This window comes from Streptomyces sp. NPDC059866, assembly GCF_042731325.1.
In the GTDB taxonomy this organism is placed as follows: domain Bacteria; phylum Actinomycetota; class Actinomycetes; order Streptomycetales; family Streptomycetaceae; genus Streptomyces; species Streptomyces flavusporus.
On record NZ_JBHWJT010000037.1, the window covers coordinates 1 to 22679 of the forward strand.

General features: G+C 69.0%; 20 protein-coding genes and 4 pseudogenes. 11 read left to right on the forward strand and 13 right to left on the reverse strand.

The window, feature by feature from the left end:
• Positions 1-120: 120 nt before the first annotated feature.
• Positions 121-681 (reverse strand): winged helix-turn-helix domain-containing protein, encoded by a 561-nt coding sequence (locus tag ACFV7R_RS38320; protein ID WP_385272595.1) that lies wholly within the window; start codon positions 679-681, stop codon positions 121-123.
• A gap of 104 nt (positions 682-785) precedes the next feature.
• Positions 786-1427, reverse strand: coding sequence for a TetR/AcrR family transcriptional regulator (locus tag ACFV7R_RS38325; protein ID WP_385272598.1), 642 nt, complete (start codon positions 1425-1427; stop codon positions 786-788).
• Between the two features lie 84 nt (positions 1428-1511).
• On the opposite strand from ACFV7R_RS38325, the gene ACFV7R_RS38330 reads away from it, so the two are divergent.
• Together ACFV7R_RS38330 and ACFV7R_RS38335 are read left to right on the forward strand one after the other, a co-directional pair.
• Complete coding sequence (locus ACFV7R_RS38330; protein WP_357722865.1) at positions 1512-2249, forward strand: SDR family oxidoreductase; 738 nt, start codon at positions 1512-1514, stop codon at positions 2247-2249.
• A gap of 65 nt (positions 2250-2314) precedes the next feature.
• A pseudogene (locus tag ACFV7R_RS38335) lies at positions 2315-2517 on the forward strand (DUF664 domain-containing protein); the annotation flags it as partial.
• On the opposite strand, the pseudogene ACFV7R_RS38340 reads toward ACFV7R_RS38335, so the two are convergent.
• The 4 genes and pseudogenes from ACFV7R_RS38340 to ACFV7R_RS38355 form a co-directional block, all read right to left on the reverse strand.
• Positions 2514-3411 (reverse strand): annotated as a pseudogene (locus ACFV7R_RS38340) (IS5 family transposase). The pseudogenes ACFV7R_RS38335 and ACFV7R_RS38340 sit on opposite strands and share 4 nt — an antisense overlap.
• 281 nt (positions 3412-3692) lie before the next feature.
• Positions 3693-4895 (reverse strand): IS4 family transposase, encoded by a 1203-nt coding sequence (locus ACFV7R_RS38345; RefSeq protein WP_385272601.1) that lies wholly within the window; start codon positions 4893-4895, stop codon positions 3693-3695.
• Between the two features lie 41 nt (positions 4896-4936).
• Entirely contained in the window at positions 4937-8203 is a 3267-nt protein-coding gene (locus tag ACFV7R_RS38350; RefSeq protein WP_385272604.1) for a family 78 glycoside hydrolase catalytic domain, read from the reverse strand.
• A gap of 108 nt (positions 8204-8311) precedes the next feature.
• A pseudogene (locus tag ACFV7R_RS38355) lies at positions 8312-8827 on the reverse strand (ATP-binding cassette domain-containing protein); the annotation flags it as partial.
• Between the two features lie 230 nt (positions 8828-9057).
• Between ACFV7R_RS38355 and ACFV7R_RS38360 the strand changes: the two are divergent.
• Positions 9058-9504 (forward strand): DUF6415 family natural product biosynthesis protein, encoded by a 447-nt coding sequence (locus ACFV7R_RS38360; RefSeq protein ID WP_385272607.1) that lies wholly within the window; start codon positions 9058-9060, stop codon positions 9502-9504.
• Between the two features lie 361 nt (positions 9505-9865).
• Here ACFV7R_RS38360 and ACFV7R_RS38365 read toward each other — a convergent pair whose 3' ends face one another.
• On the reverse strand, positions 9866-10780 hold the full coding sequence (locus tag ACFV7R_RS38365) for a S1 family peptidase (protein ID WP_385272609.1): 915 nt from the start codon (positions 10778-10780) through the stop codon (positions 9866-9868).
• Positions 10781-11195: 415 nt separating this feature from the next.
• Here ACFV7R_RS38365 and ACFV7R_RS38370 point away from each other — a divergent pair, with 415 nt between their 5' ends.
• Positions 11196-11327, forward strand: coding sequence for a hypothetical protein (locus ACFV7R_RS38370; protein ID WP_385272612.1), 132 nt, complete (start codon positions 11196-11198; stop codon positions 11325-11327).
• Positions 11306-11455 carry a hypothetical protein gene (locus tag ACFV7R_RS38375; RefSeq protein ID WP_385272615.1) on the forward strand — a complete coding sequence of 50 codons (150 nt, stop codon included), beginning with the start codon at positions 11306-11308 and terminating at the stop codon, positions 11453-11455. Before ACFV7R_RS38370 ends, ACFV7R_RS38375 begins: the two co-directional genes overlap by 22 nt.
• Positions 11456-11511: 56 nt before the next feature.
• On the opposite strand, the gene ACFV7R_RS38380 is transcribed toward ACFV7R_RS38375, so the two are convergent.
• From ACFV7R_RS38380 to ACFV7R_RS38390, 3 genes are all read right to left on the reverse strand, one after another.
• A complete protein-coding gene (locus ACFV7R_RS38380; RefSeq protein ID WP_385272617.1) occupies positions 11512-11853 on the reverse strand; it encodes an antibiotic biosynthesis monooxygenase family protein in 342 nt (113 codons plus the stop codon).
• Between the two features lie 76 nt (positions 11854-11929).
• Positions 11930-12607 carry a hypothetical protein gene (locus ACFV7R_RS38385; protein WP_385272760.1) on the reverse strand — a complete coding sequence of 226 codons (678 nt, stop codon included), beginning with the start codon at positions 12605-12607 and terminating at the stop codon, positions 11930-11932.
• 247 nt (positions 12608-12854) lie between these two features.
• Positions 12855-13868 (reverse strand): LacI family DNA-binding transcriptional regulator, encoded by a 1014-nt coding sequence (locus ACFV7R_RS38390; protein WP_385272620.1) that lies wholly within the window; start codon positions 13866-13868, stop codon positions 12855-12857.
• A gap of 151 nt (positions 13869-14019) precedes the next feature.
• Between ACFV7R_RS38390 and ACFV7R_RS38395 the strand changes: the two genes are divergently transcribed.
• The 4 genes and pseudogenes from ACFV7R_RS38395 (at position 14020) to ACFV7R_RS38410 (ending at position 18809) form a co-directional block, all read left to right on the forward strand.
• Positions 14020-15843: a glycoside hydrolase family 2 protein gene (locus ACFV7R_RS38395; protein ID WP_385272623.1), complete on the forward strand. Its 1824-nt coding sequence runs from the start codon at positions 14020-14022 to the stop codon at positions 15841-15843.
• 355 nt (positions 15844-16198) lie between these two features.
• Positions 16199-16390, forward strand: a pseudogene (locus ACFV7R_RS38400) (carbohydrate ABC transporter permease); the annotation flags it as partial.
• A 1-nt stretch (position 16391) separates the two neighbouring features.
• Positions 16392-17327: a carbohydrate ABC transporter permease gene (locus ACFV7R_RS38405; protein ID WP_385272626.1), complete on the forward strand. Its 936-nt coding sequence runs from the start codon at positions 16392-16394 to the stop codon at positions 17325-17327.
• Positions 17328-17369: 42 nt separating this feature from the next.
• Positions 17370-18809 (forward strand): family 43 glycosylhydrolase, encoded by a 1440-nt coding sequence (locus ACFV7R_RS38410; protein ID WP_385272629.1) that lies wholly within the window; start codon positions 17370-17372, stop codon positions 18807-18809.
• Positions 18810-19095: 286 nt separating this feature from the next.
• Here the strand turns inward: ACFV7R_RS38410 and ACFV7R_RS38415 are convergent, their stop codons facing one another.
• From ACFV7R_RS38415 to ACFV7R_RS38425, 3 genes are read right to left on the reverse strand one after another with little or no spacing between them, the layout of a single operon-like run.
• Positions 19096-19908, reverse strand: a complete 813-nt coding sequence (locus tag ACFV7R_RS38415; protein ID WP_385272632.1) for a DUF4253 domain-containing protein — start codon at positions 19906-19908, stop codon at positions 19096-19098.
• A 32-nt stretch (positions 19909-19940) separates the two neighbouring features.
• Positions 19941-20345: a hypothetical protein gene (locus ACFV7R_RS38420; RefSeq protein WP_385272635.1), complete on the reverse strand. Its 405-nt coding sequence runs from the start codon at positions 20343-20345 to the stop codon at positions 19941-19943.
• Between the two features lie 40 nt (positions 20346-20385).
• Positions 20386-20811 (reverse strand): DUF4259 domain-containing protein, encoded by a 426-nt coding sequence (locus ACFV7R_RS38425; RefSeq protein WP_385272638.1) that lies wholly within the window; start codon positions 20809-20811, stop codon positions 20386-20388.
• 289 nt (positions 20812-21100) lie between these two features.
• Here ACFV7R_RS38425 and ACFV7R_RS38430 point away from each other — a divergent pair, with 289 nt between their 5' ends.
• The gene (locus tag ACFV7R_RS38430) at positions 21101-21289 is read left to right on the forward strand and encodes a hypothetical protein (RefSeq protein WP_385272641.1); all 189 of its coding nucleotides are present in this window, start codon (positions 21101-21103) and stop codon (positions 21287-21289) included.
• A gap of 179 nt (positions 21290-21468) precedes the next feature.
• Positions 21469-22575 (forward strand): hypothetical protein, encoded by a 1107-nt coding sequence (locus ACFV7R_RS38435; protein WP_385272644.1) that lies wholly within the window; start codon positions 21469-21471, stop codon positions 22573-22575.
• The last annotated feature ends 104 nt before the right edge of the window (positions 22576-22679 follow it).

The following is a 22679-nucleotide window of genomic DNA, read 5'->3' on the forward strand; positions in this document are numbered from 1 at the left end:
TGTCGAAGGCCACATCAACCGGATCAAGATGCTCAAACGACAGATGTATGGCAGAGCCGGTTTCGCCCTCCTCCGCAAACGCGTCCTCCTGGCCCCACGAAGTGACGTCCGGTCACCCCATCACGAAAATCTTGACTGAGCCCATCGCCAACCCGGCCTCGTCCTCGAAGACGATGGAGGCCCCGAGCGCCGCCGCGGTGCTTCCACCTGCGGCCACACGTCCTTCTTCCAGAGCTCGACCGCGTGTTCGTCACGTTCCCGTGCGCGACGGGCGGGGCTCTGCCAGGACCAGCCATGGCGGTGCAGGAGCCGCCACACTCCCGCGATCGAGCAACTGACCTTGAACTGGCGGCCGATCAGCGTTCTGACGCGTTCCAGCGTCCACCGCTGGTCTTCCCAGCCATGCGCGGCCGGCCCTTTGGCCAGCTCCTGTTCCAGCAGGGCGAACCGTTCGTCCGACAGCTTCGGCAGTTTCGCGGGTCCCTTCGATTTCAGACCCTCCATGCCGCCTTCACGCCAGTTGCGGCGCCATTGCTCCACCGAACGCTCGCTCACCCGCAGGTCCTTGGCGATGTCCGAAGTCCTGTCACCTCGTGCGAACCTCTGCCCGGCCTCCAGCCGGATCACCTCACGCGCAGCCCGCCGCTCAGCAGTCAGGCCCCCACCATCCGCGTACCGCATAACACCGGCATACCGCAGGGATCACCCAACGTCACCACTCGAACGCAAACCGAAAAGGTCAGTAGGCACTGTCCGGCGGATCATGTGGCCGTGATGGCACCAAGTTAGTTCTCGCGGGCCGGGCTGCGCCCGCTTGTGAGGCGTTTCTGCCCCTCGGGCATGGGCAGGACCGCCAGTGCGGTGTCTGCAATGTTCCGCAGCGTCTCCGGGTCCAGGCCGGCCTTGCCTACCGCCTCGATACCGCGGACCACCGTCAACAGCAGTGCCGCCAACCGCTCCGGATCCGCAGCGCTATCGATGTCGCCGTGGCGCTGGGCGGCGCTGATCTCCGTCCGCAGCAGGGTCAGCAGTGCCGTCATGGTCTCGGCCGACCGTCCGGCGACCGTCGGATCGTGCTGGGCCAGTTCCGCCGCGCCCTTGGCCAACAGGCACCCGCGGCGCTCGGTGTCTGAGGCGGTGTTCTCCGCCATTAGGTGCACGTATCCCGACAGCCGGGCCAAGGCCTCTGCGTCCGGGCCACCTGCCAGCCGCCCTTCGGCCACCTCAACGACTGCGGTGCACCAGTCGCCAAACACGCGGTGGAACAGCTTGCCCTTGTCGCCGAATGCGCCGTACAGGCTGCCCTTGCCCAGGCCGGTCGCCTGGGCGATGTCGTCCATCCGGGTTCCTGCATAGCCGGTCGCCCAGAACTGTTCCCGGGCCCGCTCCAGGACTTGGCGTTCGTCGAACTCGCGTGGTCTCGGCATGGTCTCAGCCTAACCATTCTTGACTCGATCGTCCATTACTGTCTACGTTATGGACGATCCATTCCATAACTGAAGGGGTTCGACATGCCAGGCGTGCTGCAGGAGAAGGTGGCCGTGATCACCGGAGGGACCAGCGGGATCGGGCTGGCCATCGCCCACCGCTTCGTCCGGGAGGGCGCACGGGTCTTCGTGACCGGCCGGGACATCGACCGCCTCGAAGCGGCAGTCAAGGAGATGGGCCCTGCGGCCACCGGCGTACGATCCGACGTCTCGGTCCTGGCCGACCTGGACGCGCTCTACGCGCGAGTCCGCGAGGAGGCCGGACGCATCGACGTGCTGGTGGCCAACGCGGGAATCGTCGCGGACGCCGCGCTCGGCGCCCACACCGAGGCGAACGTCGACCTGACGCTCGCCGTCAACGTCAAGGGCCCACTATTCACCGTTCAGAAGGCGCTTCCGCTGCTGGCGGAGAACGCCTCCATCCTGGTCGTCGGCTCGAGCAACAGCGTGCGGCCCAATGAGCAACTCGAGGTCTACAGCGCCTCGAAGGCGGCGGTGAGCAACCTCGTGCACAACTGGGCCCGGCAGTCGCGGGAGCGCCGATTCCGGGTCAACGTGCTCAGCCCGGGACCCACGCGGACCCCTGGCCTGCTGGGCGCCGCGGGGCCGGACGTCGACCAGTTCGCCGAGGCCGTCGTGCCACTGGGGCGGCTGGCTGACGCCGAGGAAATCGCCGAGGCCGCCCTCTTCCTGGCTTCGGACGCCTCGTCGTTCGTCACCGGCGCCGAACTCTTCGCCGACGGCGGCTACACCCGGGCCTGAACGACGGCCGGTGGTGCACATCCAGTTCCCTCGAAGCGATGGGACGCACTCCCGGCCGCGCGTGTGCGTCGTACGAGGCCCAGTGCGCCCGAAGCAACGAGATCGTGGCCGCGGCCTCTTTGGATGACGTCGGCCGCCACCCCGACTGCCGCTCCGGCAACGCCAACCTCCGCTGGATGCTCATCCATCTCGTCGAGGAGACCGGACGGCACGCAGGGCACGCGGACATCGTGAGGGACTGCTTGACGGGGCGAAGGGGTACTACTAGGTCTCTCCGGTGGGTCGCGACCGGAGCCAAAGTCGGATCGAGGCAACGGTGACGGTGCCGTAGAAGACGTAGGCGCGTTTGTCGAACCTCGTCGCCACAGCCCGGAAGCTCTTGAGGGCATTGATCGTCCGCTCCACCTCGTTCCTGCGTTTGTAGATCGTCCTGTCGAAGCCAGCGGGCCGACCGCCCCTGCTGCCTTTGTGCTGTCGGTTGGCCCGCTGGTTCTTCGGTTCGGGGATCGTGTGCTTGATCTGGCGTTGCCGCAGGTAGCGGCGGTTGCGACGGGATGAGTAAGCCTTGTCTCCGCCGAGGTGGCCAGGCCGAGTCCGCGGTCGCCCGCCATCCCGGCGGGCGACACGGACACGCTCCATGACCGGGATGAGCTGCGGAGCGTCGCCCACTGCCCCGGGGTGATCAGCAAGGCGAGTGGGCGGCGTCCGCCCTCACCGGCAAGGTGGATCTTGCAGGTCAGGCCGCCCCGTGAGCGTCCCAGGCCCTCATCGGGGCGGTGCTGCAGGGGCGTGTGTCTTTTCCCGGAAGCCGCGGGGGTTTCTTACGTGCTCCCGCGGCGTGTTGGTGGGCCCGGCAGGAGGTGGAGTCCACGCTCACCATGGACCAGTCGATGCGGCCTTCCGCGTCAGCATCGGCGAGGACAGCCGCGAAGAGCTTGTCCCATGTGCCATCTGCTGACCAGCGCCGATGCCGCTCGTACACGGTCTTCCACCGACCGAAACGCGCAGGCAGATCCCGCCACGGTACCCCGGTGCGCTGCCGGAACAGAATCCCGTTGATCACCCTGCGATGACTCTCCCAACGGCCCCCGCGCTGACCGGACTTCGGTAGATGCGGCTTCAGCCGAGCCCATTCTTCATTTGTGAGATCTCCCCGCCCCATGAGCATGCCAACGAACCAAGGCTGGGGCAGTCACAAGATCCGCCGGACACGGCCTAGCCACAATGCCGTTGCATTACGCGCCTGCGGGTTGGGGTCTTGTGATGAGGATGGCTTGGGTGCCGGTGCGGGTGGGTTGGGGCCAGGCATGGTGTTCAGCCCGTTTGAGCCGGTAGTTGGACATCTTGCGTTTCACGACTCGGGGCTGGCTGCGCAGACGTCTGACGGGCAGGAGCCGTTCCAGGAGGTCCTGCTCGAGCATCAGCAGGGCTGTGACCAGGAGGTCAGGGGGAAAAACTGCCCGGCGTGACGGTCACGCTGCGTCGGGCAGAGCGCAGGGTTTCGGTGAAGGAGACCCGGTCGGGATCCAGGCCACGGGTGGCCGCCGTTCTCAGCATGAGCTCACGCAGGGCGTGGTGGACCAGCAGGTGCGCCCAGATCTGCTGGCGGACACCATCAGGGGTTTTGCTGCTGAGGACGACCCGGGCGCCGCGCTGATGGGTTTTGATCTCGGCGAAGACGGACTTGACCTCCCAGCGTTCGCAGTAGAGCGCGGCCAGTTGCCGGGCCGGATACCGTCGGGCGTCCAGCAGCGTGGTGACCAGGCGGTAGCCGTCAGCTGCGCCCTCACCGACCTGGTCCTTGAGCTGGTAGGCCAGGACATGGACTACGACCGGCTCCTGCCGGGCAGGGCCGCCACTGGCGCGGATCTGTGAGAGCCACGACCCGTCACGGAACTGCTTGATCACCGGCAGGACACGGTTGGCGGGCACCCGCCACAGCAGATCGGCGCCGGTGGCGGTGAATGCCTGCCACAACGGGACACCGAGGAACTCACGGTCGGCCAGGACGAGCTGGCCGGGACCGGCCGAACGGGGCAGGCGGCCGACCAGGGTGACTTCCCCGGTGCGGCAGCCGGCGAGTTCCGCGTCCAGCAGCGCATGACTGCCCACCTCCACCAGCGCAGCCATCCGCACCTGGGGAAACGCGCTCTGGCCCGTCCCGCGGCCGCTGCCCGGACGTCCGAACGCGGCCTCGTTGGCTTCGGTGTCCGCGACGTCCCAGCAGGTGCCGTCCACGGCCAGCAGCCGCAAGCCACGCCAGAACGCGCCGGGCGTCGCCTCGGTGGCCATCGGCTTGGCTGTCGTGGCGAACAGCACCCGCAAGGGCTCTGAGCCCAGCCGCTGCCGGGCCCGAAACAGCGAGGACTTCGCCGGCACGTGCCAGCCGCTCAGCAGCCCCTGGCCCCGCAGACCCTGGACCAGGTGCCGCATCACTTCCAGATACGGAGCCGGAGAGAACAGCTCCAGCCCCAGCACGAAGTACACCACCAGCCGTGCGGGAAGGAGCCGTTTGCGTTGTTCTGCGCACCCGCAAGCGGCTACCACCCGATCCACCAACCCCGGCGGATACACCCAGGTCAACAGCCCCAGACCCGATAACTCAGACACACTCGCCGACACCCGAACCACCCCCGGGACCACCACCGAGCAGCCTACGCCCGCGGCCTAAAACAACGGCATTGGGCCTAGCCAGACTCGGCCTTCGCGGCGAATTCCCACTTGCCGTGTGGCACGCGGTAGACGACGTGGCCGGGCTCGGACCGTACATACTCCGCCCAGTGCGGCGCGGCCGTGTCCTGCCGCCGGGCCGCCGGCACATGTACCTCGGCCTCCGCGCCCACTGGCACCTCGACCGCAAGGCGCAGACTGTCGCCGGAGCGCGCCCAGTCGACCGAAGCTCTGCCTCTCACTGTCCGGATCGACGTACGTGCCCAGTCCACTCCCGTACGGGCGTCGGGGCGTACGGTGAAGGTGTGGTAGCCCGCATCACCGGGACGCAGGCCGGCGACGTTCTCGTGGAGCCACTGCGCGACCGTGCCGTGGAAGTAGTGGTCGCGCGAGCGTGAGTCGAGCTGCCACATTTCCCACATGGTGTCGGCGCCTTGATCGAACCAGTATCCCCAGCTCGGGTAGGTTCGCTGGGTGGCGATGGCGTGGGCGACCTCCGGGTGTCCCTCGGCGGTCAGTGCCCGCAGCAGCACGCTGGTGCCCAGCGCGCCGGTGTTGAGGTGGTTGCCACGGGTGGCGATGTCGTCGACGAGGCTCTTGGTGACGCTCGCGCGAGCGGATGTGGGAACGAGGCCGAAGACGAGCGGTATCGCGTTGCTGGTCTGCCGGTATCCAGGGTCCCTGCTGGTGCGGTAGTGACCGGCTGTCGGGTCGAGAAAGGCGGTGTTGAAGGCGGACTTGAGGCCCTCGGCCGCGGCGCGGTAGCGGTCCGCGGTCGCTTTCTCACCAAGGACGTCGCCCATCTCCGCGGTGTGGATGAGGGCCCGGTGCAGATAGGCGGTGGCGGTCAGCCGGGTGTCCTCAGGTGGGTTGCCGCCGTAGCCGGGCGGCAGGAAGTCGCCCAGCGCGGTGACGGCGAGACCGTCGCGCAGTCGGGAGAGCTCCCAGTCGAGATAGCGGGTGAGCGTCGGCCAGTGGCTTTGGGCGAGATGGTCGTCGCCGTACACCCGGTACATCTCCCGGATCACGAAGGGGTAGACGGTCGTCCATTCCGGCGATGGCCCCAGTTCGTTGTAGCCCCAGCCGCCGCTGGGGACGATGACCGGAAGATGGCCGTCGGCGAGCTGGCTGTCTGCGAGGTCGCCGAGCCACTTGGACAAGAAGCGGTGGACCCCGAACGCATACGCCATGACGGGTGCCCCGAGCTGGGCGTCGCCGGTCCAGCCGTTCTTCTCGTACATCGGCGTGTCGGTCGGGATACCGTGGAGGTTGTTGAGGATCGTGCGCCGCATCGCCTTGTCGAGCCGTTCGTAGAACGGCTCCGAGCAGCGGAACTCGCTTACTTCCTCGACCCTTGTGTGCACGACCCTGCCGAGGACCTGATCGGGAGTGGGGCGATGCGGCAGCCCGCTGACCTGGACGTAACGAAAGCCCTTGTAGGAGAACTTGGGTTCCCAGACCTCCTCGCCGCTTCCTGCGCACACGTACTCGTCCGTCTGGAAACGCCCTGGGACATGGTCCGTCTGGGCATGCACGCTGCCGTCGTCCTTGAGTTTCTCGCCGTGCACCAGGCGGATCGTGGTCCCGGCATCGGCGGTGACAGTGAGCCGGGTCCAGCCCGCCAGGGTGCGGCCCATGTCGACGACATACACGCCGGGGCGAAGCTCGCTGATGGCGGTGGGGCGGATGGTCTCGGTCACCTCGATGGGATCGTGCGGCTGGGCGCGCACGGTTCCCTTCGGGGCGCTTTGCACGGCGGCGGCCCGCCAGCCGCTGTCGTCGAAGCCGGGCCGAGTCCAGCCGTGCGGCGCGTGCCGTGCGTCGTAGGTCTCGCCCGCGTAGAGGGAGTTGGTGAGAGTCGGGCCCTCGGTGATCCGCCAGTCGGGGCCCGAGGCGACGGTGGTGCGGGTGCCATCGGGGTGGTCGATCTCCAACTGGGCGAGGAGCCGGGGCTCCCCGTGCCAGGGAGGGGTGTGCCAGTTCCACACGTTCGCAGTGGTCATGCCGAAGAAGCCCCGGCCCAGGGTGACGCCGATGGCGTTGACTCCACGGTTGATTCGCTCCGTGACGTCGTGGACTGCGTAAAGGACAGTCTCGTCGTAGTCGGTGAAGCCGGGGTCGAGGACCTGGCGGCCAACCCGTCGGCCGTTGATCTCCGCGTCGTAGTAGGCCAGTCCGCTGATGTACAGCCGGGCGCGCGCGATCGGCTTGCGTACGGTGAACTCCCGGCGCAGCAGCGGCGCGGGCAGCTCCGGTGTGCCGATGCTGACGCCCCGGCCCCACGGCCCCTCGCCGTACGGTGCGAGAACGGTGGCAGGGGCCCAGGCGCTGTCGTCGTGGTCGGGCCGCTGCCAGCCTTCCTGCTCGGTTTCGCCGGCCCGCCATCCCTCTCCGGTGACGAGCTGGTGGCTGCCTGAACTCGTCTCCACGTCGAGCCGGAGCAACAGACCGGCCGGATTGACGCCGCTGCCCCGGTTGGTGGCGACGACAGCCACCACGACCCGTCGGCCCGCCGCACGCACCTGCTCGGTGACATCGGCCGTGTGAGCGGTGCGCCAGCTGTCCGTGCGCTCCGGCTGGTGCAGCACCTGATGCCCGTCGAGATGGAGCGTGAAGTCGTCGTCGGCGGTGACGGTCATTCTCGCCCGGGTGACGGCAGCGTCGGCAGGCAGCTCAAGTGCAGCCCGGAACCAGCGCGGTCCGACCGGCGTGCTCCAAAGGGGCGGGCCCGGCGCCCAGATCCATGAGGTGCCCTCGACGCCGGGCGGCGCCGGTGGTGCGTCCGCGCCGATCCAGCGGGCCTGCCAGCCATCGGCGGGCAGCGCGGTCTCCCACCAGCGCACCGCACTCCAGGCTGAGGCGCGCCCATGCTCGTCCCAGACGCGGACCTGCCAGTGGTAGCGGGTACGGTCGCGCAGCCCAGGGCCTGAGTAGGGGACCCCCACCGTACGGTCGGAGTCGACACGGCCGGAGTCCCAGAGCGGCCGACGGCTCAGGTTGCCGCGGTCGGCGGCAACGCGAACCTGGTACGCGCTCTGCCGCGCCCCATGGCCGTCGGCGGCGAGCTCCCAGCTCAGGCGGGGAATGGCGGAGTCCGTGCCCAGGAGATTCTCCGCGTATTCGACCGTGGTCCGCTCGACGCGCAGCCGCCCGGCTCGTGGGCCGGGCTGGTGAGGAGTTTTCGCGGCTGCTTGATTCACGGTGGTGTACGACGACGTCGCCCCCACCGCCGCCGTTGCCACGGCGGCGCGCAAAAAGACACGACGATTCCAGCTTCGGCTCATGACGCTTCGCTCTCTATGCGGGTGGAGCGTGAAGAAGGGAGAAAAAGAGGGTTCAACGAGCCTGGGTCAGCGCGCCTGGCGCGCGGGCTTTGTGGGGGAGGAACCCCTGACGATCAGGACGCGAGTGTCGAAGGACAGGGCCTTGGCGGTCTCGACGACCTGCTGGGCGGCGATCGACAGACCGCGGACGAGCCGCTCGGCATCGAGTGCGACGCCCAGCCGGCCCATCAGTGCGGCAGCCCTTTCGTGGACGGCGTGATGGTCGATGCGGCACAACGCGCCGAGCAGCTGACGGCCTATGAAGATGTTCTCGGTGGCGGAGAGCTCGGGAAAGAGATGTGTGGTCCTGGCAGAGGACCGTGATGCCGGCGTCCCGCGCGTCGGCCGGCCCGTGGATGACGTCCGGCGCGCCGTTGAGCAGGACCGTTCTGGAATCGGGACGGCGCATCCCGGCGAGGATCTTGATGAGAGGCGATCTTCTGGCCCGTTCTCCCCGGCGAGGGCATGGACTTCGTGGGGGAGAAGGCTCAACGAGACACCCTGCAGGGTCCGTACGGATCCCATGGGCTTGGAGATGTCTTTCGGCGCCAGTGTCGGGACGGAGCCCGGATCGGGCTGGTGCATGGGAGCTCCTCACCATGAGCAGGCCAGCATCCCCGGATGCCATGAAAGGTTTCAAGCAAAACTTTGCATCGGAAGCTAGAGGTGGCGACCGTGTGAAGTCAATGGGTCTGCACCACCAAGTTCGCTGCCTGATAAGGGACATAAATCCCTGCGATAGCAAGCCGATTGACCACTTGACGTTTCTTGGTGATCTTTCTAGGTTTCCATCTTGAAACGATTCATGCTCTGACTTGAGACAACTGCGCGCCGCAGCGACCTGGCTCCTGGACCAGCGCACGGTGCCGCGCCATCAGAGCGTGAAGCTCTTCAGTCAGGGTTTCCACAACTACCTGGGGCAGCTGATCCCGCGGATCGGGCAGCTCGCCGAGGTCCTGCCCCCGGACGACGTTCCGAGGGTGGCGCTGGCCGGTGTCGGCGAGGCCCGGCGGCGTCTGGAGGAGCCCGAGTCCGTGGGCCTGCACGGCGAGGTCGACCGTGTCAGGCGGCTCGCCCGGTCCATCGTGGCCCCGTGTGATCACTTCGACACGCTGACCGGCCTGGTGATGTGCCTGGCCTGCGACAAGCCGATCGAGGCGGGTGATGCTTGGGTGCCGTACGACCAGGTCAGCCCTTCCGGCGGCGTGGCACGGGCCGGCCGGATCCACTGCCGCTGCGCGAACGCGCCACGCCGTCACTGACGCGGCACCCACCCCGGGGAGGGGCCCACGGCGACCGCAGGGTCAGGGTCGCACCACGAAACGCCCCTCCCGTCGGAGTACCGCAAGACTCCGGCGGGACGGGTCCCAGAACTCTGGCCCCGAGCCCGCCCCGAGCAGGTCGAGGCGATCGCCCGACAAGTTCCCGCCTACCGCGCGGCTGACCCGGCGACCGTGACCGTCTTTGCGCGCACCGTCTACGCCGCGTGGGAGGAATGGGAGCGTATGCGCCCGCTGCCTCACCGTGCTGCGCTCACTGCTGCGGCCCGAGACTGGGCAGCGTGCCGTGAGGCCGGGTCCACAATCCGCACGCTCTGAACCGGGGCTTCGGGCGCCCTGTGCGTCAGTAGACGGACAGGCCGTGGATGGCGAGGACTTCCTGGATGGGCTGGTAGTAGGTGGTCCCGCCGGTGGCGCAGTTGCCGGAACCGCCGGAGAGGATGCCGATGACCTTGTCGCCGGCGTAGAGCGGGCCGCCGCTGTCGCCGGGTTCGGCGCAGATGTTGGTCTGGATGAGTCCGTAGACGGTGGTGCCGCCGCCGTAGTTGACGGTTGCGTTCAGCGCGGTGACCCTGCCGCAGTGGACACCGGTGGTCGCGCCGCGGCGGCAGACGCTCTGGCCGACGTAGGCGGTCGCGGTGCCGGTGACGTCGATGGTTCCGATCGTGCCGGGGTGCGGCACGGCCGCGTTGGCGTAGCGTACGACGCCGAAGTCGTCGCCCGGGAAGCTGCTGCTGGTGGTGGGGCCGATCGCGGTGGTCTGGGCGGAACTGGTGTACCAGGTGGACGTGGTGTCCGTGCAGTGCCCGGCGGTGACGAAGTAGTACGTGGTTCCGCTGCGCACGTTGACCCCCGCCGAGCAGCGCAGGCCGGAGGCGTAGACGCCGTCGCCGCCCGACACGAGGGTGCGGAGCCTGCCGTCCTGCCGTTCGAGGGTCATACCACCGGCGAAACGCGCGGCGACCTGTCGGAGCCGGGCGAGATCGGTGTCCGTCACCGTGGAGTCGGCGTGGACCCGCAGTGTCCCGTTGCGCTGGTCCACGGCCCAGGCCGTCCCGGCGATCCCCAGGGCCTCGACGGCCGAGGCGGTGCGTGCCGGTGCGTAGGGTGAGGCCTGCGTCGCGGGTGCCGTCACTGTGTCGGCCTCAGGCGCGGCGGCCGCGCCCGTTGCGGACACGGCGAGGAAGGTCACGACGAGCAGGCTCAGTGCGCGGGCGGTCGGCCGGAAACGTCCCATGGTGGTACGGCGTGCTCTCATCGCCCACAACTCCCCGAAGACCGTCGAAGGGTTGGTCAGGTGTGCTGGGTTTCGGTGCGGTGATGCCGGTGTGATGCAGCGTGTCTGCGCCGACCGTTGGAAACGGCGGCGCCCATTGTGCCGGGTCGCCGCAGGCGGCGGTAGGTCGACTTCAGGCCGTGAGCCCGCGCGGGATCACACGCCGTGCCAACGCGATAAGCAGAGGACTACAGCAAGCCCAACACCCTTAAGAAGCAGAGGACTCAGTGCGGTTTCCGCCCCGCTCCCCGTCCGGCTGGACCATGGCCGTGTTCGGCGCCCTCGCCGCAGCCCTGGGCGTCGTGGGGCTGGTTGCGCCGGACGTCCTCCTCACCGCCATGGGCTTTACGACCCCGAGTGGTCCCGGCGCACGGAGGGAGACCACACCCTGGTCTTCGTGACCGCCTCCTCCATGGCGGCGGTCAACATGGGCGTGTACTACGTGCCGGCCGCTCTCTCGGACTGGAAGGCGTTCTTCCGCTGGACCGTCCCCTTCCGGCTGCTGACGTGCACGGTCTTCACGCGGTGATCGGCGGACGCGCCCCTTCCGGCTTCCTTGGCGTCGGCCTGTGGGAGGGGCTCGGCGCGCTGCTCACCGGCGCGGCTCTCCGCTACGAGGCACAGCGCACCCCCGCTGCCGATGGGGCCGACGCCTGAAGCCCGCCCGAGCAGCGCGGCGCCGGCCTCGTGGGGTGCTGCCGGATGCGTGGACGCTAGGCGCCCTTGGGCGCCGCCGCCTGCTGCACCACGTCGAAGGACCACAGGGTGGACCCGCCGGCGGCCGGCCGCGGGCGCTCGCCGCCCTCCCCGCCACCGCCCTGATGGGCCGCCTTCATCGGACCCTCCATCCACGTATGGAAGGACTCCTCGTCGCGCCAGCGCGTGCAGACGAGGTAGTTGTCGGTGCCCTCGACGGGCCGCAGGAGTTCGAACCACTCGAACCCGTCAGAGCTCTCCACGGCGTGCGCACGGGAGACGAAGCGCTTCTCCAGCGTCTCGCGCTGCTCGGCGGGGACGGTCAGTACGTTGATCTTGACCACGCTCCTGGTGCTCATCCTGCTGCACGGCAGCCGGCAGACGGGCGCCGCCCTGCACCCGGGGAGTCGCCGGCCGACGATGCGCCGCTCGGGCTCACACCTCTTCGGAGAGCAGCTCGCCCAGCGGCTCGCCCGCTCCCCATCGCCGTAACGCGGAGCCGTCGAGCAGGCAGGTCTTGCCCTCCCGTCGCGCCCATCGCATGTCGCGGGCCGCGAAGGTACCCCGGTGAACGACAAGGCGGAGGCCCTCCTCGTCCGGCTTCCCGCGACGCGTGGGGGGATGGGGCGGGTCCTCGTCGGGCAGGGGCTCGGCCACCGGCCGAAAGGCCACGTCCAGGTGACGGCCGTCGGTGTTTCGCGCGCACACGCGCGGCCGGTCGGGCGCGGGCATCAGCCGCACCCGCCACCCGTCCCGGCGCAGCATCCGTGCCACGGCCAGCGCGAGACCCTCGGTGTCGAGTTCGAGAAGCTCGTCCGGCGTGTAGTACCCGAGGCGCCGACGAGCACCCGGGCGCCGACGGCGCACCCAGAGCGTGACGGCGCAGCCGGTGACCATGGCACCGGCGAGCGGGACCGCGATCCCCGCGGCACGGTAGCCCCAGGAGAGCAGCGCGACCAGGGAGCACACCGCCGCCACCACGAGCGCGAGCGTCGGCAGCACATCGCGGAACCGGGGCCCGTACAGTCCGCGGGCTCGCAGCAGGCGCACGGTCTGCCGCCGCCGCGCACGACGTGACTCGAAGGTGCCGGACGTCCACGACAAGCGCGCCACAGTGTCAGCCCCCAAGCCATCCCCGATGCCACCGCGATGTGACTACCCAGTGCGCGGCCAAGTTCCGTATCAATGGCGGGAATTCGGCCATCAGAGCCCGCGCACGGAAGCGCGCGGGGGCGCGCGCGGGTGCCAGCAGCGAGGGTGATGCCCGCGGGTGGCCCGTGCCCTACGCGGCGGGACGGAGGCGGAGCGGCGGCCGGCCGGTGTCGGGCCCATGGAGGCGGTCGGGCCGCCCGCCCCTGCGTCAGCCCCCGCTGCTCTCCCGCACGATGACCTGATGCCCGGCCACATGATCCTGCAACGGCCCCCCGTCCGGATCGTCGATCCGCTCCAGCAGCAGGGACACCGCTGCACGCGCGATCTCTTGCTTGTCCGGTGCGACGGTCGTCAGCGAGGGCACGCTGAAGCGGGAAGCCTCGATGTCGTCGAAGCCGACCACGTCGAGGTCGCCGGGCACCGAACGGCCCAGCTCGTGCAGGGCGCGCAGGGCGCCCAGCGCCATGTGGTCGTTGAGGCACAGCAGCGCGTCCGGGGGAGTGGCCCGCTCCATGAGCGCCGTCGCGGCCCGGGCCCCGTCCTGCCAGTGATACGCCTCCACCGGCACCACCAGTCCGGCGTCGAAGGGCAGACCGGCCGCCTTGAGCGCCTCGCGGTAGCCGTCGGTGCGCAGCCGGTCGGTGCCCTGGCGGCCGCGGACGGCGCCGCCGATCACGGCGATGCGGCGCCGCCCCCGGGCGAGCAGGTGTTCGGTGGCGTCCCGGGCCGCCCTGGTGTTGTCGATGCCGACATGGTCGGTGCTGCCCTCGACGGAGCGCTCGCCGAGCAGGACCACGGGCAGCCTGCGGTCACGGGTGGCGAGGTCGTGGGGGAGCAGGGCCAGCGGGCTGAGGATCAGACCGTCGGAGAACTGGGTGTCGAAGCCGCGCAGCGCGGCCAGTTCGCGTTCGCGCACGGCTCCGGTCTGGTGGAGCAGGACGGTGCGGCCGCGCCGGTCGGCCTCGGTCATGACGTGCTTGGCCAGCTCGGAGAAGTAGGCGACGTCGAGTTCCGGCACGACCAGGGTGATCATGCCGGTCCAGCCCTGCCGTAGCTGACGGCCCGCGATGTTGACCCGGTAGCCCAGCGCGTCGATCGCCTCGCGCACGGCGGCGCGGGTCTGCTCCGAGACGTGCTCGAAGTCGTTGATCACGTTGGAGACGGTCTTGGGGGAGACCCCGGCGTACTCCGCCACGTCCTTGAGTCTTGGTCTGGCCGCCACGCTGTCCCCATCCTTTCGGTCGACGTGATCGTACCGACCCCGAGAAAGCGATTTCCGGCCGGATCGGTCTCTGTACAGGTGTTTACATCGATATAAATCCCATGGTGGCATGAGCCTCGCACCGGCCGGCACTCTCGATGCAAGGAGCACCATGTCCGTCCCGCACCTCCCGGACCCGCCCCGCCCCGAACATCCCAGGCCGCAGTTCGTCCGTGAGGCCTGGCTCAACCTCAACGGCGAGTGGCAGTTCGAGATTGACCGCTCGGACACCGGCCTGGAGCGCGGCCTGCCAGCACGCGACCTCACCGGCACGATCGTCGTCCCCTTCTGCCCCGAGTCGGTGCTGTCCGGGATCGGGGAGACCGACTTCCTGGAGGCCGTCTGGTACCGCAGAACGGTCACCGTGCCCGCCGACTGGTCCGACGCCCGCGTTCTGCTGCACTTCGGGGCGGTCGACCACGACACCACGGTCTGGGCCAACGGCAGCGAAGTCGCCCGGCACCGCGGCGGTTTCACGCCCTTCACCGCCGACCTCGGCGACATCGCCGTACCCGGCGAGGAGCTGACGATCGTCGTACGGGCCCGGGACAGCCGCCACGGCGTCCAGGCGCGTGGCAAGCAGGCCACCTGGTACGCCAACTCCCACTGCCACTACACCCGTACCACCGGCATCTGGCAGACCGTGTGGCTGGAGGCCGTACCGCGCGCCGTCGCCCTCAAGCGCCCGCGCATCACCCCCGACCTGGCCTCCGCCTCCTTCTTCCTGGAACTGCCGCTGACCGCCAACGCGCCCGGCCACCGCGTCCGCGCCACGCTCGCCGACGGCCAGGGGGACATCACCGCCGTCGAGGCCCGCGCGGACCTCGACCTGTGCCCCAGGCTCGTCCTGCCGCTGCCCGCCGACCGCCTGCGCGTCTGGTCCCCGCAGGATCCCCACCTGTACGACCTGACCCTGGAAGTCCTCGACGTCGACGGCGCGGTCGTCGACGCGGCACGCTCCTACGCCGGACTGCGCTCGGTTGCCGTCCACGGCAAGCGGCTGCTGCTCAACGGCACCCCCGTCTTCCAGCGCCTCGTCCTCGACCAGGGCTACTACCCGGACGGCCTGATGACTGCCCCGAGCGACGCCGACCTGGTCCGGGACATCGAACTGGGCCTGCGCGCCGGCTTCAACGGCGCCCGCCTGCACCAGAAGGTCTTCGAGGAGCGCTACCTCTACCACGCCGACCGGCTCGGCTACCTGGTCTGGGGCGAGTTCGGCGACTGGGGCTGCGAGGTCGGCGTCCGCGACGACAACCAGCGCCCCGACGCCAATTACGTCACGCAGTGGCTGGAGGCCCTGGAGCGTGACTACTCCCACCCGTCGATCGTCGGCTGGTGCCCGCTGAACGAGACGTACCAGCCCCTGCACGACCGCATCACCCAACTCGACGACGTCACCCGGGCGATGTTCCTGGCCACCAAGCAGGCCGACCCGACCCGCCCGGTGATCGACGCCTCCGGCTACGCGCACCGGGTGGCGGAGACCGACGTGTACGACTCCCATTGCTACGAGCAGGACCCGACCGCCTTCGCCAAGACGATGGACGGCCTGGCGCAGGACCGGCCCTACACCAACCGGGGCCCGGACGGACGGCCCTGGTCGGTGCCCTACCGCGGACAGCCGTACTTCTGCAGCGAGTTCGGCGGCATCTGGTGGGACCCGCAGGCGGCGGCCGCGGCGGGCAACGAGCCGGACACCTCCTGGGGATACGGCGAACGGCCGCGCAGCGCCGAGGAGTTCATCGACCGCTTCGCCGGCCTGACCGGCGTACTGCTGGAGGACCCGGACATGTTCGGCTACTGCTACACCCAGCTCACCGACGTCTTCCAGGAACGCAACGGCGTCTACCGCTTCGACCGCACCGACAAGGTCGACACCGCACGGCTGCGGGACGCCCAGCTGCGCCCGGCAGCCTTCGAACAGGCGCCGTAGCCCCACCGACCCCACTGCGGAAGCAGTGAACCCTGCCCGTCAATTACATCGATGTAAAACCGGACGGCGGCGGCAGAGGGCGAGGCCCACTCCCACCCCCTCCCGTCGCCCCGGGGAAGGAGCCCCATGACCGGCCTGCCCGCACCAGTCGGTCGCCCCGGACCGACCAGGCGCCGCCTGCTCACGAGCGCCCTCGCCTCTGGGGCCGCGGTCCTCGGTGCCGGCGCGCTCAGCGGCTGCGGATCCGCACTCGCCGCCGACGAGTCGACCGTGCGCCTCTGGGACCTGTTCAGCGGGGCCGACGGCGGCCTGCTCAACGACATGGTGCGCACCGCGCGCTCCGACATGCCCGGAATTCGACCAGGTGTACCTGCTGACCAAGGGTGGCCCCAACAACTCCACACGCCCGGTGATCGAGTACGTGTACGACGTCGGCTTCACGGGCTATCGGCTCGGCTACGCCTCGGCGATCAGCTACATCTTCTTCGCCCTCGTCATCCTCGTCTCCGCCGCCCAGTACACCGCCCTCCGTCGCCGGGAGAAGTGACATGACCTCCACCGGACTGCCCGTCCGCCCCGCCCCTCAAGTCACCGGCCAGGTAAGGGAGTTGACTGCCCGGCGCCGCGCACCACGAGGGCGTAAGCACCTCAGCCTCGGGGAGGGCAGAACCTCCCGCCTGCTGGCCCTGGCCGCGCTCACCGTGATGGCCGTGGTGTGGCTGCTGCCCATGGCGTGGGCGCTGCTGACCGCCTTCAAGACCGAGCAGGACGCGAGCGACCCCGACCACTGGTTCCGGCCCCCAAACGGACTGACCTTCGACGGCTTCAGCACCGTCTGGAAGCGCGGGGACCTGCCGCTGTGGATGCTCAACAGCTCCCTCATCTCGGCCGCCGTCACCGTGATCACGGTGCTGGTCTCGGCGATGGCCGGATACGCCTTCTCCCGCACCCACTTCGCCGGCCGGCGCCGGCTCTTCGCCCTCACCATGGCCGCCGTCCTCGTCCCGCCCCAGCTGCTCATCGTGCCGTGGTTCCAACAGATGCTCAGCCTGCACCTGCTCGACACCTACGCCGCGGTGATCCTGCCGCAGACCGTGGCACCGGTGATGGTGTTCATCCTGAAGAAGCGCTTCGACTCGCTGCCAAAGGAGCTGGAGGAGGCGGCACGCATCGACGGGGCCGGCCACTGGCGCGTCTTCTGGTCGGTACTGCTCCCGCTGTCCCGTCCGATGCTCGCCGCCGTCGCGATCTTCGTGTTCATCGGCGCGTGGAACAACTTCCTGTGGCCGTTCGTGTCGACGTCCGACCCGGCCCTGATGACCCTGCCGGTCGGCATCACCTCCGTGAAGGACGCCTACGGCATCCAGTACGCCCAGTCCATGGCCTCCGCAGTTCTGGCCGCCCTGCCCCTCGTCGTGGTCTTCATGTTCTTCCAGCGGCACATCGTGAAGTCCGTGGCGACGACCGGTCTCGGCGGCCAGTGAGTACCTGTCGCCGTTCGTTTACATCGATGTGAGGAGTCATTCGTGCGTACCCGCCCTCGCAGTACCCTCCTGGCAGTCCTCCTGGCCCTCCTGCTCGGCCTCGCCGTCGTCCCGTCGTCGACCGCCGCATCCAAGCCGAAGGCTGCCGCGACGGGGACGTTCCGCAACCCGCTCAACCCCGGCCCCGACCCGTACATGACGCACTTCAAGGGCAACTACTACCTCACCACCACCCAGGGCGGCAGCATCCGCATGTGGCGCTCGCCCTCGCTGAGCACTCTGCTCACCGCAGATCCGGTGACCGTCTGGACGGACACCGACCCTTCCCGCAACCGCAACATCTGGGCCCCGGAGTTCTACCGCTTCGGCGACCGCTGGTACCTCTACTACACCGCCGACGACGGCATCGACGACCACCACCGGCTCTACGTCCTGGAGTCCGACGGCGACGACCCGGCCGGCCCGTACCACTTCAAGGCCAAGCTCACCCCACCGAACCACGCTTCCGACTTCGCCATCGACCCGGCCGTGTTCCAGCACAACGGCCGCCTCTACCTGGCCTACAGCGGCATCAACCAGTACCAGCACAACGGCCTCAACGTCGCCCCGATGGCCAACCCGTACACCGTCTCCGGCAACGCGGTCGCCCTCGACGCCGCAGGCGGCTGCCCCGAGGTTCGCGAGGGCCCGGAGTTCCTCAACCGCAACGGCCGTACCTGGATGACGTATTCGACCTGCGACACCGGCAAGCCGGACTACCAGGTCTGGATGCTGTCCCTGCCCAACGGCGGAGACCCGCTGCGGCCCGCGTCCTGGACCCAGCACAACGAACCGCTGTTCTCCCGAGCCGACGACCGCGGCGTCTACGGCCCCGGCCACCACGCCTTCTTCAAGTCCCCCGACGGCACGGAGGACTGGATGGTCTACCACGCCAAGACAACCTCGACGTACACCTACACCGACCGCACGACCCGCGCCCAGAAGATCACCTGGAACGCTGACGGCAGCCCGAACCTCGGTCGCCCGCTCGCCCTCGGCGCCACCCAGGACCTGCCCTCCGGCGACCCGGGCTCCGGCACCTACTGGATCAACGACGACGGCCGCTCCAGCGGCGCGGGAACCGTCGCCTACACGGGCACCTGGAACAGCGGTACCGGCTGCGCCACCCAGTGCTTCTGGAGCGACGACCACTGGAGCGACCGGGCGGGCAACACCGCCACGTTCACCTTCACCGGCACCCGTATCGCCCTGCTGTCCGTCCGCGACACCGGCAACGGCATCGCCGCTGTCAGCGTCGACGGCGGCACGGAACAACGCGTCGACTTCTACGGCGCGATCCGCACCGGCGAGACCCTCCAGTACGTCAGCCCCAAACTCCCCTACGGCACGCACACCCTGCGGATCCGGGTGATTGGGGAGCGCAACGCCCAGTCCCAGGCCGCGTTCGTGAGCGTGGACCGGGCCGAGGTTTACACGAACTGAGGGAGACGCCCTTCAGGAATCCCGTACTGCCTACGAACAGCACCTGCGAACGTGCCGACAGTGCTACGTGGACACGGTGCCGTGCGCGGTCGCGAAACACCTGCTGACTGATCAGCTGGTCGTCCAGAGCGTCCAACTTCAGCCCCGCGGGCTGTACTTCCTCCACGGCCTCAGCCGAGACGGTCACGTCTGTCATCAGGTGTTACTTCCTACTCGAAGATCCACCGTTGACCGTACAGACCCGGAATCCGCCGCGCGGTTGATCGTTTCCCAGGTGGAGAATGCGTCAGTCCCACCAGAAGTCCCAGTTATGGGCACCAGTGATTCGCTCTGCGTATGCGACCAGTGTGTACGGCCGACTGCCCTGCCAGATGTTGTCGGGGCAGAAGGCGAAGTGCTCGGCTGCGACCAGGAGGGCGTCCTCCTTGGTCATCGGTGGCGCAGCGATGCTGAGGTGCAGGGTGTCGAAGCCGACTGCGACGATTCGGGCGGCGAACCGGTCTTCCCAGTCGCGGACGACCGCGGAGAACTTCGCCGTGTCGTTGTCATAGTTGGCGGGGCCGGACCAGCCTGCGGCCGTAAGAGCGTCGGCGCCGGAGGCGGCGGACACCAGCCCCAGGCGTGACTGGGGGCGATCGGAAAGGAACGTCTGGGCGTACTCGGCAGCCAGTTGGCCGGGGCTCAATTTGGTCTCTCGGCTGGGCGCGAGGCCTGGCCAGTTCTGCCCGAAGGGAGCCGTGACGGCTAGGCGCCTGCGGGTGTCGAGCATGTCGTCGTCTTCATCGACGGCTGTATAGGTCGCCCACCACTGTGCGAGAAGGCCAGCAGGGTCGTGGTCCGCTGGGGAAGACATCTGCTCGGGGAAAATCTCCCCGGATCCCCATGGGCGGAATTCGCCCTCGCTCGGATCCAGCGAGTCGAGCAGCAGCGGCCACAGGCCGGAGCGTGAGTGTTCGGCGAGCATCTGAGTCCACAGCTCAGCCGTGGTCGGCCCGTCACTGAGCCACAGGGGCTGTACGTCTCCGTCACCTTCATCGGATGTGATCACCCGACCGGGCGGGAGCAGGCCCTCAAGGATCGATCGGGCTTCAGGGTGCATGGGGCGCATGCCAGTGCCGCGATCGCGAGGCATCACTGAGAGGGTCCGAGCACTCGATCGCGGAACTGCTGGAAGGCGTGCCAGCCTGATAGTTGTCCCGGAGTGATCAGGTCCCCTTCCGCGCAGTCGAGCACCTTGCACCGCAGCGCCTCGGCAAGACGGAAGACGGGTGCCAGCACGTCGTCGCCGGAGCCCCGGATGTGAAGCATGATCGAGTCCACCGGGTCTTCTGAGCCGATGTTGAGTTCGATGGACCAAGTGGGGCCGGAAAGTTCGCCCCATGTGGGGTCCGAGAGATCAACTTCGGGAACGGCCTGGGTGACAGCCGCGAGCACGTCGTATTGCCGGCCCAACGGGGCCGGAGTGCAGTCGGCGGGAAGTTCGTGCATCGAGGTGACGTCGTCGGGCAGGCGGAGGAGGAGCACGTCCCAGCTCATGGTGGCCTTTCAGGTAGGACTCGAGAAGCGGTTGCGGTGGTCAGATCAGGCTGGGCTGTTCTCCGGGAGACTGTGGCAGGAGCACGTTCTGCAACTGGCGGATGTTCGCACGCCAGGGGCCGCCATCCGACTCGGCCCATAGCTCCATCAGCTCGGACGGCTCGGTCAGGACCCGGTCGAGGGCACGGAGGGCGAGATCGCGCAGGCCGGTGAGATCAGGAAGGGGCTCTTTCGGCCCATAAACGGGATCGGCAGGCTCACCTCCGGGACATTGCGCCGCAACGAGGGCGGCCACGACCACGACCACATCCGATTCGGGTGCTTCGAGGTAGTCCGCAGTGTCGATCACACGTGTGAGAGCGCCGCGAACGATGCCCTCGCGTTCGCCTGCGGCTGCCTCGTCAAGGTCACCGCAGAAGTCCGCTGCGGTGTCGTTGTCGAAGGGGCCGACGTCCCAAGTGCCCATAGTCTCTCCCGATCATGGTGCTGACCGAGGAATCCTGACAGAGGCCACTGACAGCGGCCGCGCGGTCCAGACCAGGATGAAGCACGCCTGGGTTCGAGAACGACTTTCAGGCATCGCCGATCCTGGACTTGGGTGACAGCCGGTACCCGTTCGCGCTGGACCTGATGCTCCATGCCGTGGCGGCGTTCCGGTGTCGGCGTACACGCCAATGTGCCCACTCAGGTATGCGGAAACGTGCGACGACCTTCCCAGGCACCTCCTTCCGGCGCTCGAGAGCTGCCTACAGCGCGTGCCTCTCCGACCATTCCTGTCGCCCGCCGACGCGCCGACGGACTTTCTCGTTGCCCCCGGCATCATCGCCAGCGTCGGACCCAGCTGGGACGAGGGGAAGGCCGACGTCTGGATCGGCGCCCAACACCGCAGCGCACTACAGCCGCTCAACCGGCTCGGCATCCCCTGGCGGCACTTCGACGGGTGACGGCTCCCCAGCCGGGGAGGCCCCGCTCATGAGAGCTCCCCGCCGCCGAGTACGTAGCGGCGTACCCGGCTGTGCACTTTCACCTGTACGCCGACATCCGGCCCCGCGGCGAACGAAAAACACGTTGGCTGGCCGCGGCCGAGCTGCGACGATGCCCGTGTTTCCCCAGCGGAGGACATTTGTTCGTTTTCGTGTGTGCGGGGTGCGGCGCCAGGCTGACCACCCCGCTGTCCCAGGCCGCCCTGCCGGCCCACGCCCATCAGAAGTACGGGAATGGGATTCAGCTACCGGTACTCATGGAGTCGAGCACGTTCGCCGTGGACCCGGAGCCCTGGGGGCCGCCGTGGCGGACGTGGGAGGAGATCGATGCGGACGAGGCGGCGGCTCGAGGCATTTATGCGCCGGTCTTTGCCCTGTCAGACGGCGCGCCCGGCGCGATCGTCATCGCACCCGGAGATACCCGCGGCACCGTGCTGATCCCGGAGAAGGGCGGCGGCTATTGCTGCGGCCTCGACGGGGCCGACGGCCCCAACATGGCCTGCGAGGCGTGCGGGCTGCCCGTGGCGAGCAGGATCGACGACTGCTCGCTCTGGCAGGCGGTGTGGCTCGCCCCAAACGCCGTGCGCCGCCTTGCCGTCGACAACGCCGACGCCGCACCGCTCTCCTGGGCGGAACTGATGGCGGAGGGGAAGGGCACGCCCCCGTTCGAGCCGATCGCCACGTGGGGATCGCGGCTGGGGCTGAACCACTGGTGGTCATGGAGCCCGCAGTGGGAGGCTGCGGCCGGCCGGGCGCTCGCCCACCTGCTGGCAGCCTCAGAAGGCCGGCCGGTGACCGTCCCGGACGGCCTGATCGCGGAAGTGTTCCAACGCGCCCTCGACGCCCTACTGCCCGCAGGTCCGCCAGCGCGGCGCGCCGTCCTGGCCGGACCGGAACGGCCCGCCCCCGACAGGGACGCCGACATCCTCCTCGTGCCGACCCATCCGCAGACGGGGGAGACCTGGACCCCGACCAGCCCGGCCGCCTCGGCATACCCGGTGCCGCTGCCGTTCGGGGTGTGGCTGTGGCTGGCCTCCCCCGAACCGCACCCACCCGTCCCCGCGTCGGGCCACATCCCCGACGGCATCCTCCGCGACGACCCGCCCGCGCCGCGCCCCCGTCACCTGTTCCGAGCCGACCTGGGAATGTTCCAACACACCCTGGTCCGGCTGCCGGCCGTCCGCACCCCGTGGCTGCGCGAGATCCTCGAGAACCTCACGCAGCACATGCGCGCCCGCCTCTTCTAGCCATCTGGCAGAAGGCGCCGACACCCAATCTCTGACCTGTCCGGTGACCGTGCTGTTGCAGGTGCAGATCGGCCGCAAGCACCTCACCCGCGTCGCTCCAGGCG